The organism is Micromonospora sp. MW-13 (assembly GCF_003434305.1).
GTDB lineage: Bacteria > Actinomycetota > Actinomycetes > Mycobacteriales > Micromonosporaceae > Micromonospora.
Map to the genome: position 1 here is coordinate 1 of NZ_QKKX01000032.1, position 17967 is coordinate 17967.

Here is a 17967-nt window from a genome sequence, read left to right on the forward strand (position 1 = left end):
TAGCGAACAAACTGATCGACGGTGATCCGACCCACAAGGGAGCGGCGCCCGCCCCACCGGCGCGGCGCGGGGCGCTCCGGCGGGGCTCCGCGGTGCGCGATGATGGACGCGCGGACCGACCGGGATCGCACCGGCAGCGCAGGGAGCGGGCAGAAGTTGATCAGCGTGCAGAACGACCCGCAGCCGACCGACCTCGGCGACGTGCGGGTCGCCAACCGGGCCGTGGTGCTGCGGCACGTGCGGGTGCACGCTCCCTGCTCCCGGGCCGACATCGCGGCGCGCACCGGGCTCAACAAGGCCACCGTCTCCAGCCTGGTCACCGAGCTGATCGACCGCCGGCTGCTGCGCGAGACCGGCCTGACCGAGCACCGGGTCGGCCGGCCGGCAACCATGCTCGTGCTCGACGGCGAGCCGTACGCCGCCCTGGGTCTACAGATCGGCGCCGACGAACTGGTGGCGGTCGCGGTCGACCTCGGCGGCAACCGGCTGCTCACCTGGCGTCGCGCCTTCGCCGCCCCCCTGTCGCCGCCGGACGAGGCGGTCCGCGCCCTGGCCGCGCTGGCCCGCCGGGCCGTCGCCCGGATCACCGGCCAGGGGCGGGTCGTACTCGGCCTCACCGTCGGCGTGCCCGGCCTGGTCGACACGGCCGGCTGCGTGCCGCTGTCGCCCGCGCTCGGCTGGCGCGAGGTCCCCCTCGCCGCCGCGCTGCGCGCCGCGCTGCGCGACCCGGAGTTCGCCGTCACGGCGGACAACGAGGCGAACCTCGCCGCCCTGGCCGAGCAGCGGCACGGCGCCCACGCCGGGGCGGCCAACCTGGTCCACCTCACCGGCGGCGCCGGGATCGGCGCCGGAGTGATCGCCGACGGGCGACTGCTGCGCGGCGGGCGGGGCTTCGCCGGCGAGGTCGGGCACCTGACCCTCGACCCGGCCGGCCCCGCCTGCACCTGCGGGCAGGCCGGCTGCCTGGAGGCACTGACCGGGCTGCCCGCGGTGGTACGCCGGCTGCTGCCCGACACCGCCGGGGACGGGCCGGTCACCGACTTCCTGCCGGAGCTCGACCGGATCCGGGCGCTGGCCGGGCAGGACGACCCGACCGTGCGGGCCGGCCTGGCCGAGATCGGCCGCCACCTCGGGCACGGGGTGGCCCTGCTGGCCAACGTGGTCAACCCCGAGGCGGTGCTGGTCGGCGGCCACTACGCGGCGCTGGGGCCGTGGCTGCTGCCCGCGGCCCAGGTCGAACTCGCCGCCCGGACCCTCGCGCCGGAGGCCGGCGGGTGCCGGCTGGAGGCGTCCACCCTGGGCGGCGCGGCGGCGGCGCTCGGCGGCGCGACCGCCGCGCTGAGCACCGTCGAGAGTGGCCGGTTGCCCACCCACTGAGCAGGTCGAACCCGGACGGCCGGCCCGTCAGCGGACGGCGGTCAGGGAGAGGTAGTCGGCGGCCGTCAGCGGCTGGGCGGAGAGCGAGCCGTCCGCCCGGGGCACCCCGAGGGGTCGGCCGCCGCGCAGGAACGACACGGTGGTGACGTCGTCGCGGGCGGCGAGGGTGCAGACGATCTGCCCGAACGCCAGGACCTCGTCGCTGCGGCCGGTGTCGTCGCCGGTCTGGCCGACCGTCACCCGGGCCAGGCCGCCCACGACGTCCGCGACGGCGGCGCTCATCGCCCCCGGCAACGCGCTGGTCAGCCCGACGTCCCGCTCGACAGCGGTGGGGCCGGCGAGCAGGTCGCGCAGTTGGGCGTCGGCGCCGGGCGCGCGGTCGACGCGGCGGAGCACCGGCACCAGCCGGTCGTCCCGGACGAAGCACAGCGTCTGGGTGACCCGGCCGGTCGGGGCGGTACTGCCGGCGGTCGCCGGGGACGGGAACGGCCCGGGCGGGACCTCGACCGCCCGGGGCCGATCCTCGGCGGGCACCCCGCAGGCGGACGCCAGGACGAGCAGCCCGGCCAGGAGGGCCGGGACGACGCCACGCCGGGCGAGCCCCGGCAGCCCGGCGCGGCCGGTTCCCCCGCCCCGGTCGCCGCCCACGGCGGGCGCTCCGGCGCGGGCTCCGGCGAGGCGGGTCACGGCAGGCTCCCGGGCAGGGTGACGTGGAACCGGGCACCCCCGCCGGGGCGGTCACCCACGCCGGCCCGCCCGCCGTGGGCGGTGGCGTGCTGGGCGACCAGGGCCAGGCCGAGGCCGGTGCCGTCGCCGGTGCCTCGGGCGTGGGCGGCCCGGCCCCGGACGAAACGGTCGAAGATGGCCTCCCGATCCTCCATTCGCACCCCCGGGCCGTCGTCGTCCACCTCGATCACGCCGGCGTCGCCGTCGCGCGACAGCCGCAGCGCGACCGGACCGGCCCCGTAGCGGGCCGCGTTGTCGAGCAGGTTCACCAGCACCTGCGCGACGCGCCGCTGCTCCACCTGCCACGTCCGTGGCGTGCCCGCCGTCAGTCGCACCAGCGAGGCCGGCAGGTCCCGCTCGACGCAGGCCCGCCGGGCCAACTCCGCCACGTCGACCGGGGCACGGTGGGCGGGCTGGTCGCTACGGGCCAGGTCGATCAGGTCGTTGACCAGCCGCTGAAAGCGCTCGATCTCGTCGGCGACGAGACCGGCGGCGGTGGCGGTGCGCTCGTCGTGGTGCTCCCGCCGCCGTTGCAGGACGCTGGCCGCCGCGGCGAGGGTCTGCAACGGCGAGCGCAGTTCGTGGCTGACGTCGGCGGCGAACCGGCGGTCCCGGTCGATCCGGCGGGCCAACTGGTCGACCATGTGGTTGAACGAGGTGGACAGCCGGGTGAGGTCGGGGTCGGTGGCCGGGTCGAGGCGGGCGGTCAGCTCACCGGCGGCGATCTTCTCCGCGGCGTTGGCGACCGCGGTCAGCGGACGCAGGCCGTGCCGGGTGGCGTACCAGCCCAGCGCCGCGCCGGAGCCGGCCACCATGATGGCCACGGCGGTCAGGGTCAGGGCCAGCGCCTGGAACGTCCGTTCCAGCTCGCCCAGCGAGTTGACCTCGTAGTACGTCGCCGAGCCGGACAGCGGCACCCCGACCAGCAGGGCGGCCTGACCGTCGACGCGGACCCGCTGCACGGCCGGCTCCCCGGCGCCGACGAGCCGTTGCAGCGCCTCGGGGACGGCGGCGGTGAGCCCGACGTCGGCGGTGCGGGCGTGCCAGTCGCCGTCGAGGTTCAGCAGCGCCCGGCGGCTGCCGCCGGTGTCCAGCGAGCGCAGCACCTCCACCACGTCCGGCTCGTCGGTGTCCAGGCCGTTGCGCACCACGGCGGCGTCGAAGTACGCGGCCCGCACGGCGGTGTGCTCCCGTTCGTCCAGCAGGGACCGGCGGGTCAGCTCGTACGAGACCAGCGCCATCGAGGCGGCCAGCAGCAGGGCCCCGGCGGCGAACGCCGCGGTGACCCGGGCACGCAGGCCGAGGCGACGCCGCGCGGGCGGGCGGGGGCCGGTCATCGTTGCAGCTTGTAGCCGAGCCCGCGCAGGGTCACCAGGTGCTCGGGGTTGGCCGGGTCCGGTTCGATCTTCTGCCGCAGCCGGCCGACGTGCACGTCGACCAGCCGCTCGTCGCCGGTGTCGTACCCCCAGACCCGTTGCAGCAGTTGCTGGCGGGACAGCACCCGGCCGGCGTGCTCGGCCAGCTCGCACAACAGCCGGAACTCGGTGCGGGTCACCGGCACCCGGTGCCCGGCCCGGCGCACCTCCCCCGCCTCGGGGCTGACCTCCAGGTCGCCGAAGGTCAGCACCAGCACCGGTTCGGCCACCGCCGGGACGACGGCGCGGGCGCGCCGGCGCAGGGCGCGCAGCCGGGCGGTCAACTCCTTGATCGCCACGGGCTTGACGACGTAGTCGTCGGCGCCGGCCTCCAGGGCGGCCACGATGTCGTGGGTGTCGTCGCGGGCGCTGACCACCACGATCGGCACGTCGTCGTCGCGGCGCAGGTGGCGGATGCACTCGAAGCCGTCCAGGCCCGGCAGCATCAGGTCGACCAGGACGTAGTCGGCCGGGTCCCGGCGCTGGGCGCGCAACCCCTCCTCGGCCGTGGCCGCGCCGTGGGCGTCGTAGCCCTCGTCCTCCAACGCGAGCAGCAGCGCCAGCCGGATCCGGTCGTCGTCCTCGATCACCAGTACGGACGTCATACCGGAATCATCCCCAAGGCCGTACGCCGGCGGCCAACCGTGTCCTGCGGATGGCGGATTTGTCACGCAACTGTCACACGTCCGCGTGGTGCCCGCCAACCCCGGCCGGCACGGTGGTGGGCGTTCGGGTCCGCGACGGAAGGGGTACGGCCGTGACGACGCCGCTGGCACGCCGGGAGTGCACGATTCCCCTGGTCGAGGTGGCCGTGACCGAGTTCGACCTGGCCTGCCTGCCGGAGACCGGCGCCGTGTTCGACCGGCTGCTCGCCCTGCGCCCCGCCCAGGTCGTGGTCGACCTGTCCGGCTGCCGGCACATCGACGCCGCCGCGATCGGGCTGCTGCTCGACGTGCACCGGCGACTCACCCGCGCCGACGCGGTGCTCACCGTACGTGACCCGAACCCGCGCATCTGGCGCATCCTGCAGTCCGCCCGCCTGGACCAGGTCCTGCCGATCGTCGCCGGCCGCACGCCGGGCGCCGACCGGTCCGACGGGTCCCCCGCGCCGGGGCCCGACCGGGCGGGGTCGACGCCCGCCGGCCGGGCGGCCGTGCCGGTGCGGGGACTGCCCGGCGCGGCGTCGGCCGGAGGGCCGCGTTGAGCCACCGCACCCTCCACGCCCAGGAGCAACCGTGACCGTCACCGGGCTCGTCAGCGCCCTTCTCGTCGGACTCGTCGTCGGGGCCCTCGGCCGGCTCGTCGTCCCCGGACGGCAGACCGCGCCGTGCTGGCTCACCCTGGTCGTCGGCGTGGTCGCCGCCCTGCTCGGCACCATCCTCGCCCGCCTCGTCGGCGTGGCCGGGACCGGCTTCCGGTTCCAGGACCTGCTCGTGCAGGTCGGGCTGGCCGGGGTCGGCGTCGTCCTGGTGGCGGCCACCGCCGGCCGCTCCGGCTCCGCCTAGGCACCCCGACACCGCGCACCGAGAAGGGACCATCCCCCGTGGTCATTCCCTGGCCGTCCCCCGACGACCACTTCTGGACCGCCGACCCCGACGGGCCCGAGCCACCGCAGGAGGACACCCGGCTCGCCGCCGCCGTCGCCCGACGGCTCGGCGGCGACCCGGCCGTCCGCCACGAGCCGGTCACCGTCAGCGTGCAGAACCGGGTCGTCATCCTCACCGGGATCGTCGCCGATCCGCGGGCCCGCCGCATCGCCGGGGAGCTGGCCTGGACGGTCACCGACGTCGTCGACGTCTGCAACGCCCTGCGGCTGGCCGAGCCGCGTCGCCCACGCCGGTGACCACGAGCCCCCGCGCCGCCGCCCGCCCGACCGCGGCGGCCCGGCCGGGCGTCACACGCGGGGCCCGCAGCGCCGGCGCCAGCGCTGCGGGCCCCGCGGCGGCGGCGCGCCGCCGGGCCGGCCAGGTCAGCCGCCCGGGTGGGCCGCCGAGTCCGAACCGGCGCGGGGATCCGGCGGGTCGGGTGCCGGGTCCGACCGCCCGGGGACGCCGGCCGGTGTCCCCCGGCCGGGCGCAGGGGCCAGCGCCGTGGCGCGGTCGAGCAGGGCCCGGCGCTGGGGCCCGGGGCGGGACATCGCGGCGGCCCGCCGGAACAGGCCGGCGGCCCGGCCGGCGTCGCCACGCCGGGCGGTGAGGTCGGCCTCCGCGGCCACGGCGAGCGGGTGGTCGTCCAGCGCCCCGCCGGTGCGGGCCTCGACGAGCAGCGCCAGCCCGGCGGCCGGCCCGTGCGCGTAGCCGTGCGCGACGGCCCGGTTCAGCGCCACCACCGGCGAGGGGTGCAGGCCGGCGAGCCGGTCGTACGCCGCGGCGATCGCCGGCCAGTCGGTGGCCGCCGCGGACGCGGCGGTGGCGTGGCAGGCGGCGATGCGGGCCTGCGCCGCGTACGGGCCGTCCCCGTCGACCCGGGCCAGCACCGCGACCCCCTCGGCGATCGCCGCGTGGTCCCAGCGGCGGCGGTCCTGCTCGGCCAGGGGGACCAGGTTGCCGTCGACGTCCCGGCGGGCCTCGCGCCGGGAGTTCTGGAACAGGAACAGGGCCAGCAGGCCGGCGACCTCGCAGCGGCCGGGCATCAGCCGCTCCAGCAGCCGGGCCAGCCGGATCGCCTCGTCGGCGAAGGCGGGCTCGCCGTCGGCGTCGTACCCCCGGGTGAACAGCAGGTAGAGCACGGCCAGGACGCCCGGCAGCCGCTCGGCGAGGGCCGGCCCGGTCGGCACCCGGTACGGGATGCCGGCCGCGGCGATCCGGGCCTTGGCCCGGGTCAGCCGCCGGGTCATGGTCGACTCGCCGACCAGGAACGCCCGGGCGATGTCGGCGGTCGGCACCCCGCAGACCGTGCGCAGCGTCAACGCCACCCGCGCCTCGATCGCCAGCGCCGGGTGGCAGCAGGTGAACACCAGCCGCAGCCGGTCGTCCACGACCTCCTCCTCGCCGCCCGACCCGCCGGCCCGACCCTCGTCGGCGAGCTGGAGCAACGCCAGCTCGCGCAGCTTGCGGCGCTCGACGGCCGCGCGGCGCAGCACGTCGACCGCCCGGTTGCGGGCCACGGTCATCAGCCAGCCGCCCGGGTTGGCCGGCACCCCCTCGGCGGGCCAGCGGTGCAGGGCGAGCGCCAGCGCCTCCTGGGCGCAGTCCTCGGCCAGGGTCCAGTCGCCGGTGACCCGGATCAGCGCGGCGACGATCCGGGCGTACGAGTCGGCGCACGCGGCCGAGGCGGCCCGGGCCACCTCGGCCGGGTGCGCGTGGGTCACTGCTCGCCGTCGGCGAACGGCCGCAGCTCGATCCGCCCGGCGCGCGCCATCGGGTGGGTGCGGGCGACCTCGACCGCCTCGTCCAGGTCGGCGCAGTCGAGCAGGTCGTAACCCACGATCACCTCCTTGGTCTCGGCGAACGGGCCGTCGGAGAGCAGCAGCTCGCCGTTGCGGACCCGGACCGTGGTGGCCGCCGACGTCGGGGCCAGCACGTTGCCCCGCACCCGCCGGCCCCGGCCGTCGTTCTCGGCGACCCACGCGTCGATGTCGGGTTGGGCGGTCGGGTCGGTGTCGGGCTCGGCGTCGGTGCAGACGAACATCATGAACTTCACGGCTGTGCTCCTCGGTGTCGGGCTGTCACCAGGGTGACGAACGGCTGACCCGGATCCGGACCGGGACCCGCCCACGAATTATCGGGCCGCACCAGCCACGACGTGAGCTACCGCATGGTGGAAGCGTCTTGCCTTCCGGCCGCACCCGTGCCACGCTACTCCACAGGAATTCCTACAAGACACGTAGGGTTGATAGGGAAAGCCGGAAGGGGTGCCGCCGATGACATGTGAGCCGACGGCCACGGCCGCCGTCCCCGCCGCCCTGCGTGGGCCCGCGCTGACCGCCCGGCGGTACGTCGACCACGGGCTGTTCGGCAGCTGTCGCTGACGCCGGCACCCGCCCCGCCCGCACCACCCCCCGCGCGCACCCCGACCCGGCCCGCCGTCGGCCCGCGCGTTCCCGCCGCGCGCCCCGGCCGCCGACCGGTGGCCGCCCCGCGCCGGATCCCCGCCTGCCTGCCAGAACCGGAGAACAACCATGTCCACTGCCCCGGCCGCCGTCCGCCTCGACGAGCTGTGGTTCACCCGCTGCCCGGTGCCCACCGCCACCGGGATCGCCGCCGACCGGGGCACCCTCGGCGCCGAGTTCGCCGCCGACGGGATCCGGGTGCGTTCCTACCAGGACGGCCGCGGGAAGGGGCTCGACGAGCGGCACTTCACCCACGAGCACCGCACCCTGATCCGGGAGGGCGGCAACATCCCGGCGCTGTGGGCCCGCTCGCGCGGCGCGGACACCCGGCTGATCGGCCTGACCTGGATCGAGGAGCGCCAGGTGATCCTGGTCCGGCCCGGCGACGGTCCCCGCTCCCCCGCCGAGCTGCGCGGCCGGCGGCTCGCGGTGCCCCGGCACCCGATCGCCGTCGACTTCTGGGCGGCGATGGCGCTGCGCGGATTCGCCGGGATGCTCGGCGTCGCCGGGCTGCGGCTGGCCGACGCGCTCCCGGTGGACGTGCCGGCGGGCCCGGAGCACCCCGGCCAGTGGGAGGCGGAGCTGGCCGCGCTCGTCCGCGGCGACGTCGACGCCGTGTACGCCAAGGGGGCCCTCGCCGTCGAGTCGGCGCGCCGGTACGGCGTCGAGGTCGGCATCGAGCTGGACGACGAACCCGACCAGCGGAGCCGGATCAACAACGGCACGCCCCGGCCGGTCACCGTGGCCGGTTGGCTGCTGGAGCACCGCCCCGACGTGGTCGACCGGTTCCTCGCCGTGCTGGTCGAGGCCGCCGACTGGGCCGCCGTCCATCCCACCGACGTCGGCCGGATCCTGTCCGCCGAGACCGGCGCCGGCGCGGCGGGGGTGGCCGGGGCGTACCGCGCCGGTCAGCACCTCGGCCTGCACCTCGACCTGTCCGAGCAGCGGCTCGGCCTGCTCGCCGCGCAGGAGCGCTTCCTGCGCACACACGACTTCCTCGCCGCGCCCGTGGACGTGCGCGGCTGGGCCGATCCCGAACCGCTGCGACGCGCCCACGAGCTGGTCGCCCGTCGCCGGCAGAACCCCGCACCGACCGGGAGCGCCGCTCCCGCGCCGGCGGACCGCACAGGAGAATGAGATGAGCACAGCACCGACACCTCGCCGTACCCGCCCGCGCTTCCTGACCGTCGCCACCGCCGCCGGCCTGGTCGCCGCCCTGGTGGGCGTCGCCGGTTGCGGCACGTCCGGCGAGCCGGCCGACGCCGCCGGCGGACGCACGATCGAGGTGCGCATCCCCGATCCGGGCAACGCGGGCGTGCTCGCCCTGGGCAAGAAGGACGGCTCGCTCGACGCGGCGCTGCGCACGGCCGGCGCCCGGGTGGCGTGGACCGGCAGCTCCGGCCCGTTCGCCCCGGCGGCGCAGGCGATCAACGCCGACCAGCTCGACGTCGCCCTCGGGTCGATCACCTCGGCCGTCGGCGCGCTCGCCGGCAGCCCCGGCCTCACCCTGTTCGCCGCCGCCCAGCCCGACCCGGTCGGCGAGGGCATCCTGGTCAGGGGCGACTCCCCGATCCGCAGCGTGGCCGACCTCGCCGGGCGGAAGGTGGCCGTCAACCAGGGCGGCACCGGCGAATACCTGCTGCTGCGGGCGCTGGCCACCGCGAACGTGCCCGTCGACCGGGTGGAGCGGGTCTACCTGCGCCCCGACCAGTCCGCGCCGGCGTTCGAGTCGGGCCAGGTGGACGCCTGGGCGAGCTGGAGCACGTACGTGGTGTCCGCGCTCGCCGGCGGCGCCCGGTTGTTGGTCGACGGCCGCACGCTCGGCTCGGACAACGCCACCGTGTGGGCGGTGCGCAGCGCGTTCGCCACCGAGCACCCCGAGGTGGTCCGCGCGCTGTACACGTACCTGCGGGACAAGGGGGCCGCGTACCGGGCGGACCCGGCGCCGTTCGTGAACGTCTTCACCGCCGCCGGCCCACAGTCCGTCGGCGGCCGGGCCCGGGAGATCACCATCGACTTCGCCCGGCAGAGTTCGCCGGTCGAGCCGATCGGCGCCGACCTGCTGGCCCGCTTCGACACGGTGGCCCGGTTCTTCGTCGACGCCGGGGTGACCCCGAAGAAGGTGGACGTCGCCGCCCACGTGCTGGACGTGGCGAAGCTGCCGGCGGGCGGGGCGTGACCGTGACCACGGCACCCACCGCGCCCGGTCGGGCCGGCACCGGCCCAACCGGCGCCGCCCGGCCCCACCCCACCCGGGCCGACGCCACCGCCGCCGCCCGGGCGGCCGGGCTGGCCGAGCCGCCGGTGCGCCGTCGCCGCGAGCGACCCCGGTGGGCCGCCACCGCCCTGCGCGCGCTCGGCCCGGTCGCGCTGCTGCTCGCCTGGTACGCGGCCTCGGCGACCGGCCTGCTCAGGCCGTCGCTGCTCGCCTCCCCCGGTCAGGTGCTGCGGGCGGTCGGCGAGCTGTGGGGCAACGGCCAGCTCCCCGACGCGCTCACCACCTCGCTGACCCGCTCGGCGCTGGGGCTGGCCTGCGGCCTGGCCGCCGGGCTGGTGCTCGGCGTGACCACCGGACTGACCCGGCTCGGCGACGAGCTGATCGACTCGACCGTGCAGGTGCTGCGCACGGTGCCGTTCCTCGCCCTGGTGCCGCTGTTCATGGTCTGGTTCGGCATCACCGAGAGCGCCAAGATCATTCTGATCGCCGTCGCCACCACCTTCCCGATGTACGTCAACGCGTCCAGCGGGGTACGCACCGTGGACCCGAAGACGGTCGAGGCGATGCGGTCGTTCGGGATGGGCCGGTGGCGGCTGGTCCGGGAGGTCGTCCTCCCCGGCGCCCTGCCCGCGCTGCTCGTCGGCCTGCGGCTGTCGATGACCCTCAGCGTCATCGCGCTGATCGCCGCCGAGGAGATCAACGCCACCGCCGGCATCGGGTACCTGATGACCCAGGCGCAGAACTACGCCCGCACCGACATCCTGGCGCTCTGCATCATCATCTACGGCCTGCTGGGGCTCGCCGCCGACGCGGCGGTGCGCGCCCTGGAGTGGCTGCTGATGCCGTGGCGGCGGGCGGGGCGGACCCGGTGAGCGCCGGCGTGGCCGCACCGGCCGGCGCGGCGACCGGCATCGGGCCGGCCCCGGCGATCCACGTCCGCGGACTGCGGCGGGTCTTCGGCGACCGGGCCGTCCTCGACGGCCTCGACCTGGACGTGCCCCGGGGCGAGTTCTTCGCGCTGCTCGGCGCGAGCGGCACCGGCAAGACCACCCTGCTGCGTATCCTCGGCGCGCTGGACCGCCCCGACGCCGGCACCGTGCTGGTGCCTCGGCGGCGGACCATCGTGTTCCAGGAGCCCCGGCTGGTGCCCAACAAGCGGGTGCTGGCCAACGTCACCGTCGCCATGCCGCGCGGCGGGGCCGCCCGCGCGGTCGGCCTGCGGGCCCTGGCCGAGGTCGGCCTCGCCGGCCACGCCCGGGCCTGGCCGGCGACGCTGTCCGGGGGCGAGGCGCAGCGGGTGGCGCTGGCCCGGGCGCTGGTCCGCGAGCCGGAGCTGCTGCTGCTGGACGAGCCCTTCGCCGCCCTCGACGCGCTGACCCGGCTGCGCATGCAGGACCTGGTCGGTGAGCTGTGCGCCGCGCACCGCCCGGCCGTACTGCTGGTCACCCACGACGTCGACGAGGCGATCCGGCTCGCCGACCGGGTCGCGGTCCTGCGCGGCGGCGTGCTGGTCCGCGACGAGCGGGTCACCGTGCCCCGCCCCCGCGACGCCGCCGACCCGGCCTTCCGCGCCCTGCGCGACCGGCTCCTCGTCGACCTGGGCGTCCGCCGCCTTGGCACGGAGACCGACCCGACCGATCCCGAGGAGAACTGACATGAGCATCACCATCGGAGTGCACCGCAGCAACCCGTCGCTGTACCACCTGTCCCGGCTCGGCCTGGCCGAGCAGGCGCTCGCGCCGCTGGGCGAGACGGTGGCCTGGCACCGGTACACCGACGGCACGAACACCGCCCGGCTGCTCGCCGACGGCCTCATCGACCTCGGCGGCACCGGCTCCACACCGCCGCTGACCGGGCAGGCCCAGGGCCACGACATCGTGTACGTCGCGGTGTCCGCCCCGCGCCCCGAGCACGGCGCGCTGCTGGTCGCCGCCGACGGTCCGGTCCGGACGGTGGCCGACCTCGCCGGCCGGACCGTGGTGTTCGGGGTCGGGTCGTGGCAGACGCACCTGCTGGCCAAGGCGCTGCACGACGCCGGACTGTCCTACTCCGACATCGTGGCGCGGCGGCCCACCGACGACCCGACCCCGCCGGCGGAACGCCTGGCGGCCGGGGAGATCGCCGGCTGGGTCGCCCAGGAGGCCGAGCTGGCCGCGGCCCGGCGCGCCGGGGGCGTACGCGTCCTGGTGGCGACCGGGTCGGTGATCTCCGACCGGTCGGTCTTCTTCACCCGGCGGGACCTCGCGCGGCGGCGACCGGAGGTGGTCGCGGCGCTCGTCGGCGCGCTGCAACGGGCCGACGACTGGGTGGCCGCCCACCTCGACGAGGCCGCCGCCCACGCCGCCGCCGAGCTGGGCGGCGAGGCGGCCGACTGGCACACCGCCCTGGCCGGGCTGCCCTGGCGGTTGGAGAGCGTCCCCGACGCCTTCGTCGCCGAGCAGCAGGAGGCGGCGGACATCTTCGTCGAGGCGGGGTACCTCGACCGGCCGATCACCGTGGCCGACGCCCGGGTGCCGGCGCTCGCCCCGCTGGTCGACGCGGCGCTCGCCGCGGTGGCCGCGGCGGGTGCGCGATGAGCGGCGCGGGCACCGAGGTCCTGTGGTACGTCATCCCCCGGGAGGGCCGTTACCCGTGGGAGCCGGCCGGGCGGCGGCCGGTCGACCTGGGCTACCTGCAACACCTGGCCGCGGCCGTGGACCGGCTCGGCTACACCGGGGCGCTGCTGGCCACCGACCAGTACGACGTGTGGCCACTGGGCAGCGCCCTGGCGGCGGCGACCAGCCCGGCCTTCAAGCCGCTGCTGGCGGTGCACCCCGGGCTGATCTCCCCGACCCTGCTGGCGAAGTCCGCGCTCACCTTCGACCACCTGTTCGGCCCGCGCCTGCGGTTCAACGTGGTCAACGGCTCCACCGACACGCTGCGCCGCTACGGCCTGCACCTGGAGCACGACGAGCGCTACCGGCTCAGCGCCGAGTACTGGCAGGTCGTCCGGCGGCTCACCGCCGGGGAGGTCTTCGACCACAAGGGCGAGTTCTACGACCTGCCGGGCGCCGGCGCGGACCTGCGGGACCTGCCGCCGGTGCAGAAGGGTGGCATCCCGCTGTGGTTCGGCGGCTCGTCGCCGGCCGGCATCGAGCTGGCCGCCGAGCACGTGGACGTGTACCTGACCTGGGGCGAGTCGCCCGCCCAGCTCGCCGAGAAGCTGGGCCGGGTCCGCGAGCGGGCCTTCGCGCACGGGCGCACCCTGCGGCTGGGGCTGCGGCTGCACCTGATCGTCCGGGACACCGAGGACGAGGCGTGGGCCGCCGCCGACCACCTGCTCGACGTCACCAGCCGCGAGACGTACGCCCGGCAGCTCGCCGCGCACGGCGACGACGACGGGGTGGGCTGGCAGCGGCAGTTCCGCCAGCACGGCGGGCGGGTGCCGGCGAAGGCCCGGGAGCTGGAGACGTACCCCAACCTGTGGCCGGGAATGGGGCTGTTCCGGCCCGGCCCGGGCACCGCCGTGGTGGGCAGCACCCGGCAGGTGGTCGAGCGGCTGGAGGAGTTCCGGTCCCTCGGCGTGGACACCTTCATCCTCTCCGGCAACCCGCTGCTGGAGGAGGCGTACCGGGTGGCGGAGACCGTGCTGCCCGCGCTGGGGATCCGACCTGACCGGTCGTGAACCGGGGCGGCGCCGCCCGGCCGGCGGCCACCCCGGCGACCGGGCGGCGGCAGAGCCGGACAGGGGTGCCGGTCAGCCCGGCCCGGACCCCGATCACCGGGCGGCGTCGGACCGCAACCGCAGCCGACTCAGGCCACGATGGCCCGGTCGGCCGCCGGGTCCAGGCCGGCGTAGCCGCCCCGGTGGTACAGCAGCGGCGTGCCCACGTCGGCGTGCCGCAGCAGCTCGGGCTCGGCGAGCACGATCGCGTGGTCACCGACGGTCACCCGGTCCACCACCCGGCAGAGCAGCCACGCCAGGACGCCGTCGAGGATCGGCACCGTCTGCGGCCCCGGACGCCACCGCGTCGGCTCGGCGAACCGGTCGACGCCGCTCGTGGCGAACGTCCGGGCCAACTCCCGCTGGTGGTGGGCGAGCAGGTGCACGGCGACGTGACGGGACCGGGACACCGTGGGCCAGCTCGACGAGGCGAGGCTGAGGCAGAACGACACGATCGGCGGCTCCAGTGACACCGAGGTGAACGACGTCGCGGTGAAGCCGACCGGCGGGGAGCCCGGAGCCGTCACCACGGTCACGGTGCTGGCCTGGTGACGCAGGATCGCGCGCAGCGAGGCGCTGTCCGCGTCGCCGGGCGGCTCCGGTTGCGCAGGGGTGGACGGGGGCATGTGCTCCTCCCGGGTGGTCGCTCTCTCGGGACGGTACCGGCGGTCGCCGGGCGGCGCCGACCGGGGCTCGGCGGGGGTCGGCTCACCCGAGGCCGGGGCGCCCGGCGGGCGATACGGCGATCGGAAGGCGGTTCCGCGCGGGCGGCAGCGGGCGGACGACGAGGTCGACGGTCATCGCGGACTCCCAGTTTCAGACGGTGGAGCACGGGACGGCCCGCCCGGGGACGCGGGTCGGGCGCGCGGCCCCGATGTACCCGACGCTAGCCCACCGCACCCCTTACCCGCAATCCCTACCTGAAATATAGGGAATGGCTCGACCCCACCACCTCGGAGCAGCCCCGGCACCGGTCGGGCCGGGGCAGGCCGGCCGACCCCGGTCGGTGCGCCGACACGACCCGGACCGGACCGACCCCGGGTGGCCGGATGGGCGTACGGCGCGGCGGGCCGGCGTCGAGTGGCGCCACGCGACGACCGGCCGCTCCACATGACTCCTGGCGGACGCGTGGAACGCCGCGCCGTCCGGGCCGGACAACGCGGCCTCGCCGGAGGGGTGCGGCGGTCCGCACGGTGATCACGAAGGCCGCGCCCCGGGCGGGGTGCCGTCGTCCGTTGGCGGCAGCCTGGGTGGGCGATACCGGGGACACAACCGGGTGCTGCTTCGGTGTGAACTCTCGGCGAGGCGGTCGGATCGGGTGTCGTCCGAGGTCATCCGGCCTTCTGAGGGTCGTCGCGGTCGGGTGTGGTCGGCTGGGTTGCGGTACTCCGCTGCTGTGGGTCGTCGGCCGCGTGAAGGACGTTGCGGGCGGCGGTCGCCACCGGGCAGTCCGGTGTCCGGCAGATCGGGCAGCGGCCGTCGGGCCCGTTCCCGTGGTCGCGGAGGATCGCTCGGGCGGTGAGGATCAGCCGGTTGCGGATCTGCGCCAGGGACAGGAACGGTGCGGTCATCGGGTGAGGCCGATCGCCGTCGCCAGGTGCGCCACACCGGCCGGCACCGGGCCGCCCCGGGCCACCTCGGCGATCACCATACGCGCCAACGGCCGCAACCGGACCTCGGCCGGCGCGATGCGGTCCGCCTCAGTCAGGACCCGGCCCGCCCCCAGCAGGTCACCGACCTGGAGGTACGCCCGCGCGGCGTCGACCAGGTGCGCCGCCCGGTGCTCGACCGACAGCCGCCGCCACCCGTCCATCCTGACGGCCTCCTCGTGCCGGGCGACCGCCTCCCCGCCGTCGCCGAGCCCGACCGCCGCCGCCACCCGCGCCACCTGCACCGCTGCCGGCCCGAACCCGCTGCGGTGCCGGTCCTGGCCGCCGTCGACCCGCTCGGCGACCTCGGCGGCCCGACCGATCCACTCCGCCACGCTGTGCGCGTCACCACAGGAGGCGGCGGCAAGAGCCGCCTCGACCCACAGCATCCCGCACAGGGACAGATCCTCCTGTGAGGCGTCGTAACCCACCACCCGGGCGATCCGGTGCGCGGCGGCGACAGTGGCCGCCATCGCCAGCCGACCCCGCCCCGCCCCGCGCAACGCCTGCCCGAGCGGCACCGCCGCCACCGCCGCCCACACCGGATCACCGGCGGCCAACGTCACCGCCCGGTCGGCCGCCAGCCACGCCACGTCCGGCTCGCCCAGCTTCACCAACACCGACGCCGTGACCCGGTACACCCGCACCAACAGACCCGCCACCTCGTCCCCGGCGGCGGCGTGTGCGGATCGGGCGTCGCCGAGCAGATCGGGCACCAGCCGCACCAACTGCGGATAACACGCGTGCTGGTACGCCAACCACGCGTGCTCCACCCGCCGGCCCAACTCACCCACCGGCACCACCGGCCGCCAGCCCCGCCCGGCCGGGGACAAGTCGTAGCAGGCGAGCGCCGCCCACACGCCGTCCACGCCCTCGACGCCGGTGCTCGTCGCCGGCCGCGCGTCCCTACCCAGCAGGGCCGCCGTATCCACACCCAGCACCTCGGCGAGATCCTGAATGACCGAGAACCTGTCCAGCGCACGCACGCCGCGTTCGACCTTGTCCACCCAACTCTTGGACTTGCCCAACCGGTCGGCGAGCATCTGCTGCGTCATCCGCCGCCGCGCCCGCCACTGCGCCACCCGCCGACCTATCGGCAGCTCACCGCTGTCCACGACGCCACCGCCGGTCCGGCACCGCCCGCGTCGTCTCCTCGACCGGTATCCGATCCGCCTCGGCCTGCGCGAGAAGCCGCTGCCTCGCCGCCTCCCGCTCGGCGGCCTCGATCTGCTCGGCCCGGCTCACTGTCGGCTCGTCGTCGCGTTCCTGCATCCCCACCTCCGTTGGTAGGGGCGCGGCGGCAAGCTCTTGGAAGGACCGTCACCGCCGCGCCCGGCGTCGGTAACCGGCGTTAACAGCAGGTCACCGCACCGCCACAGACTGGCGTGACCCGGGGTGAGTACACAGGTGCGGATGGTGCGATCCGAAGATCGCGTCTCAACGACTCGGACGCGCCGTACCAGTCAGCGCGCGCACCCCATCAGCTCGGCCAGTTGCACCAGTTCTTCCGTCATCGCTCGACGGCGACCCGTGGCGATGGAGTCCACGATGTCCCGCGCGTACCGCTGCTGCCGCAGCCACGTAGGCGCTGTGCCGCGCAACTGCGTCAGCACCGCCGTCGCCTTCCCGTACCGCCGCAACTCCGCATACGCCCACGCCAGATCCAGCCGATGCCGCCGCCACGCCGACTTGCTGATGGTGGGCACAGGCGGAACCAACGCGGACAGCTCCAACACCCGGCCCGCGTCCCCGGCCACGGCCGCCGCCTCTGCCCGCTGCATCTGCACCTTGGCGGTATCGAACCCGCCCACCAACATCAGGTGATCCGACGCCGGCACGCGCTCACCGATCCGAACCGCAGCCGCAGCGGCGACGCCGACAAGGTCGGCCACCTCATCAGGCCGATTGTCCCTGGCCTGCGCTGCGGCGGCACTCAGCAATAGCCAACCCCACGCGGCAAGGTCCGCCGGAGTCGCCCGGGATAGTCGCGGCTCGACGTCGTCAGCGGTGACCACCGCCAACTCGGCCGCCTCACCAATTCGCCCTTGGCGCATCAGCAGCCAACACATCGTCCGGATGACGGTGGCCGCCACGACCCGATCCCCGGACCGCTGCGCGGCGTCGAGGGCTCCCGAGAGCGCGGTCTGTGCCAGATCGTCAGCCCGCAGTTGAATCAGCAGACCGCCCGCCAAGTGCTGGGCGCGGGCGAGCAGGTCGTACGCCTCAGTCTGCCGCTCATCACCGGCAAGACCGACGGCAGCGCGCACGTTCAGCAGCAACGGCGGCACGACCCGCAACGCAACGGCGTAGTCACCAGCGTTGTAGACCCGATCAGCGGCGTGCAGATTCCCCCGCAACGTGTCGAGGCCCGGCGGCTCACCCACCGGCACCACGAGCGGGGCACCATCGATCCCCCGCACCGGGGCGACCACCCGGCGGATCTCCGCCAACGACAACTGCCGGTGACCCGACTCCCCACGCGCAGCCGCTTGCGACGCATCACCCAGCAGCGCTGACGTCGACACCTCCAGGGCACGAGCGAGCGCGTGCAGGGTATCGAGGCGAGCCGCACCCCGGCTGCCCTGCTCCAGCTTCCGGATCACCTCGACGCTGACACCGGACCGCTCGGCAAGCTGCTCCTGCGTCAGCCTGGACTCACGGCGGATCTCCGCAAGACGATCACCGACGGTGGGCTTGGTCATGCCATCTCCCGCTAGCGCAACGAGCGACCGCCCGCCGGTCCTGCCCCGACGGGCTGCCACTTCGGACGGTACACCCAACCCCAATCGCAGGCAGTATCCCGACGCCCACACTCAGCGGCCATCCCG

General features: G+C 76.0%; 20 protein-coding genes. 10 read left to right on the top strand and 10 right to left on the bottom strand.

The genetic code is table 11. The features are described from left to right. Window positions 1–102 precede the first annotated feature (102 nt). Window positions 103–1377: an ROK family transcriptional regulator gene (locus tag C5N14_RS17030; RefSeq protein ID WP_117669156.1), complete on the top strand. Its 1275-nt coding sequence runs from the start codon at window positions 103–105 to the stop codon at window positions 1375–1377. Between the two features lie 27 nt (window positions 1378–1404). Here the strand turns inward: C5N14_RS17030 and C5N14_RS17035 are convergent, their stop codons facing one another. The 3 genes from C5N14_RS17035 to C5N14_RS17045 form a co-directional block, all read right to left on the bottom strand. Then, entirely contained in the window at window positions 1405–1986 is a 582-nt protein-coding gene (locus tag C5N14_RS17035; protein WP_117669157.1) for a GerMN domain-containing protein, read from the bottom strand. Between the two features lie 74 nt (window positions 1987–2060). Continuing rightward, window positions 2061–3440 (bottom strand): HAMP domain-containing sensor histidine kinase, encoded by a 1380-nt coding sequence (locus C5N14_RS17040; protein WP_117669087.1) that lies wholly within the window; start codon window positions 3438–3440, stop codon window positions 2061–2063. Then, window positions 3437–4123, bottom strand: coding sequence for a response regulator transcription factor (locus C5N14_RS17045; protein ID WP_117669088.1), 687 nt, complete (start codon window positions 4121–4123; stop codon window positions 3437–3439). Before C5N14_RS17045 ends, C5N14_RS17040 begins: the two co-directional genes overlap by 4 nt. 152 nt (window positions 4124–4275) lie before the next feature. On the opposite strand from C5N14_RS17045, the gene C5N14_RS17050 reads away from it, so the two are divergent. From C5N14_RS17050 to C5N14_RS17060, 3 genes are read left to right on the top strand one after another with little or no spacing between them, the layout of a single operon-like run. Then, window positions 4276–4722 (top strand): STAS domain-containing protein, encoded by a 447-nt coding sequence (locus C5N14_RS17050; protein WP_243639692.1) that lies wholly within the window; start codon window positions 4276–4278, stop codon window positions 4720–4722. Between the two features lie 31 nt (window positions 4723–4753). Continuing rightward, window positions 4754–5023, top strand: a complete 270-nt coding sequence (locus C5N14_RS17055; protein ID WP_117669090.1) for a GlsB/YeaQ/YmgE family stress response membrane protein — start codon at window positions 4754–4756, stop codon at window positions 5021–5023. Window positions 5024–5061: 38 nt separating this feature from the next. After that, on the top strand, window positions 5062–5361 hold the full coding sequence (locus C5N14_RS17060) for a BON domain-containing protein (protein ID WP_117669091.1): 300 nt from the start codon (window positions 5062–5064) through the stop codon (window positions 5359–5361). Window positions 5362–5487: 126 nt separating this feature from the next. Here the strand turns inward: C5N14_RS17060 and C5N14_RS17065 are convergent, their stop codons facing one another. Continuing rightward, window positions 5488–6828, bottom strand: coding sequence for an RNA polymerase sigma factor (locus C5N14_RS17065; protein WP_117669092.1), 1341 nt, complete (start codon window positions 6826–6828; stop codon window positions 5488–5490). Continuing rightward, on the bottom strand, window positions 6825–7160 hold the full coding sequence (locus C5N14_RS17070; protein WP_117669093.1) for a YciI family protein: 336 nt from the start codon (window positions 7158–7160) through the stop codon (window positions 6825–6827). Before C5N14_RS17070 ends, C5N14_RS17065 begins: the two co-directional genes overlap by 4 nt. Before the next feature lie 478 nt (window positions 7161–7638). Here C5N14_RS17070 and C5N14_RS17075 point away from each other — a divergent pair, with 478 nt between their 5' ends. From C5N14_RS17075 to C5N14_RS17100, 6 genes are read left to right on the top strand one after another with little or no spacing between them, the layout of a single operon-like run. Then, complete coding sequence (locus C5N14_RS17075; RefSeq protein WP_117669094.1) at window positions 7639–8706, top strand: ABC transporter substrate-binding protein; 1068 nt, start codon at window positions 7639–7641, stop codon at window positions 8704–8706. Window position 8707: 1 nt separating this feature from the next. After that, entirely contained in the window at window positions 8708–9748 is a 1041-nt protein-coding gene (locus C5N14_RS17080; RefSeq protein ID WP_117669095.1) for an ABC transporter substrate-binding protein, read from the top strand. Window positions 9749–9750: 2 nt separating this feature from the next. Next, window positions 9751–10659, top strand: coding sequence for an ABC transporter permease (locus C5N14_RS17085; RefSeq protein WP_207892767.1), 909 nt, complete (start codon window positions 9751–9753; stop codon window positions 10657–10659). Then, window positions 10656–11441 carry an ABC transporter ATP-binding protein gene (locus tag C5N14_RS17090; protein ID WP_243639694.1) on the top strand — a complete coding sequence of 262 codons (786 nt, stop codon included), beginning with the start codon at window positions 10656–10658 and terminating at the stop codon, window positions 11439–11441. Before C5N14_RS17085 ends, C5N14_RS17090 begins: the two co-directional genes overlap by 4 nt. A gap of 1 nt (window position 11442) precedes the next feature. Further along, window positions 11443–12363 carry an ABC transporter substrate-binding protein gene (locus tag C5N14_RS17095; protein WP_117669096.1) on the top strand — a complete coding sequence of 307 codons (921 nt, stop codon included), beginning with the start codon at window positions 11443–11445 and terminating at the stop codon, window positions 12361–12363. Then, complete coding sequence (locus C5N14_RS17100; protein WP_117669097.1) at window positions 12360–13451, top strand: LLM class flavin-dependent oxidoreductase; 1092 nt, start codon at window positions 12360–12362, stop codon at window positions 13449–13451. Before C5N14_RS17095 ends, C5N14_RS17100 begins: the two co-directional genes overlap by 4 nt. A gap of 128 nt (window positions 13452–13579) precedes the next feature. On the opposite strand, the gene C5N14_RS17105 is transcribed toward C5N14_RS17100, so the two are convergent. From C5N14_RS17105 to C5N14_RS17120, 5 genes are all read right to left on the bottom strand, one after another. Continuing rightward, window positions 13580–14116: a flavin reductase family protein gene (locus C5N14_RS17105; protein ID WP_117669098.1), complete on the bottom strand. Its 537-nt coding sequence runs from the start codon at window positions 14114–14116 to the stop codon at window positions 13580–13582. Between the two features lie 705 nt (window positions 14117–14821). After that, on the bottom strand, window positions 14822–15061 hold the full coding sequence (locus tag C5N14_RS17110) for a hypothetical protein (protein ID WP_117669099.1): 240 nt from the start codon (window positions 15059–15061) through the stop codon (window positions 14822–14824). Then, window positions 15058–16254, bottom strand: coding sequence for a helix-turn-helix domain-containing protein (locus tag C5N14_RS33980; protein ID WP_117669100.1), 1197 nt, complete (start codon window positions 16252–16254; stop codon window positions 15058–15060). The genes C5N14_RS17110 and C5N14_RS33980 overlap by 4 nt, the downstream gene beginning before the upstream one ends. Then, window positions 16241–16411, bottom strand: a complete 171-nt coding sequence (locus C5N14_RS32225; RefSeq protein WP_165878138.1) for a hypothetical protein — start codon at window positions 16409–16411, stop codon at window positions 16241–16243. Before C5N14_RS32225 ends, C5N14_RS33980 begins: the two co-directional genes overlap by 14 nt. Window positions 16412–16602: 191 nt before the next feature. Beyond that, complete coding sequence (locus C5N14_RS17120; protein ID WP_117669101.1) at window positions 16603–17841, bottom strand: helix-turn-helix domain-containing protein; 1239 nt, start codon at window positions 17839–17841, stop codon at window positions 16603–16605. Between the last annotated feature and the right edge of the window lie 126 nt (window positions 17842–17967).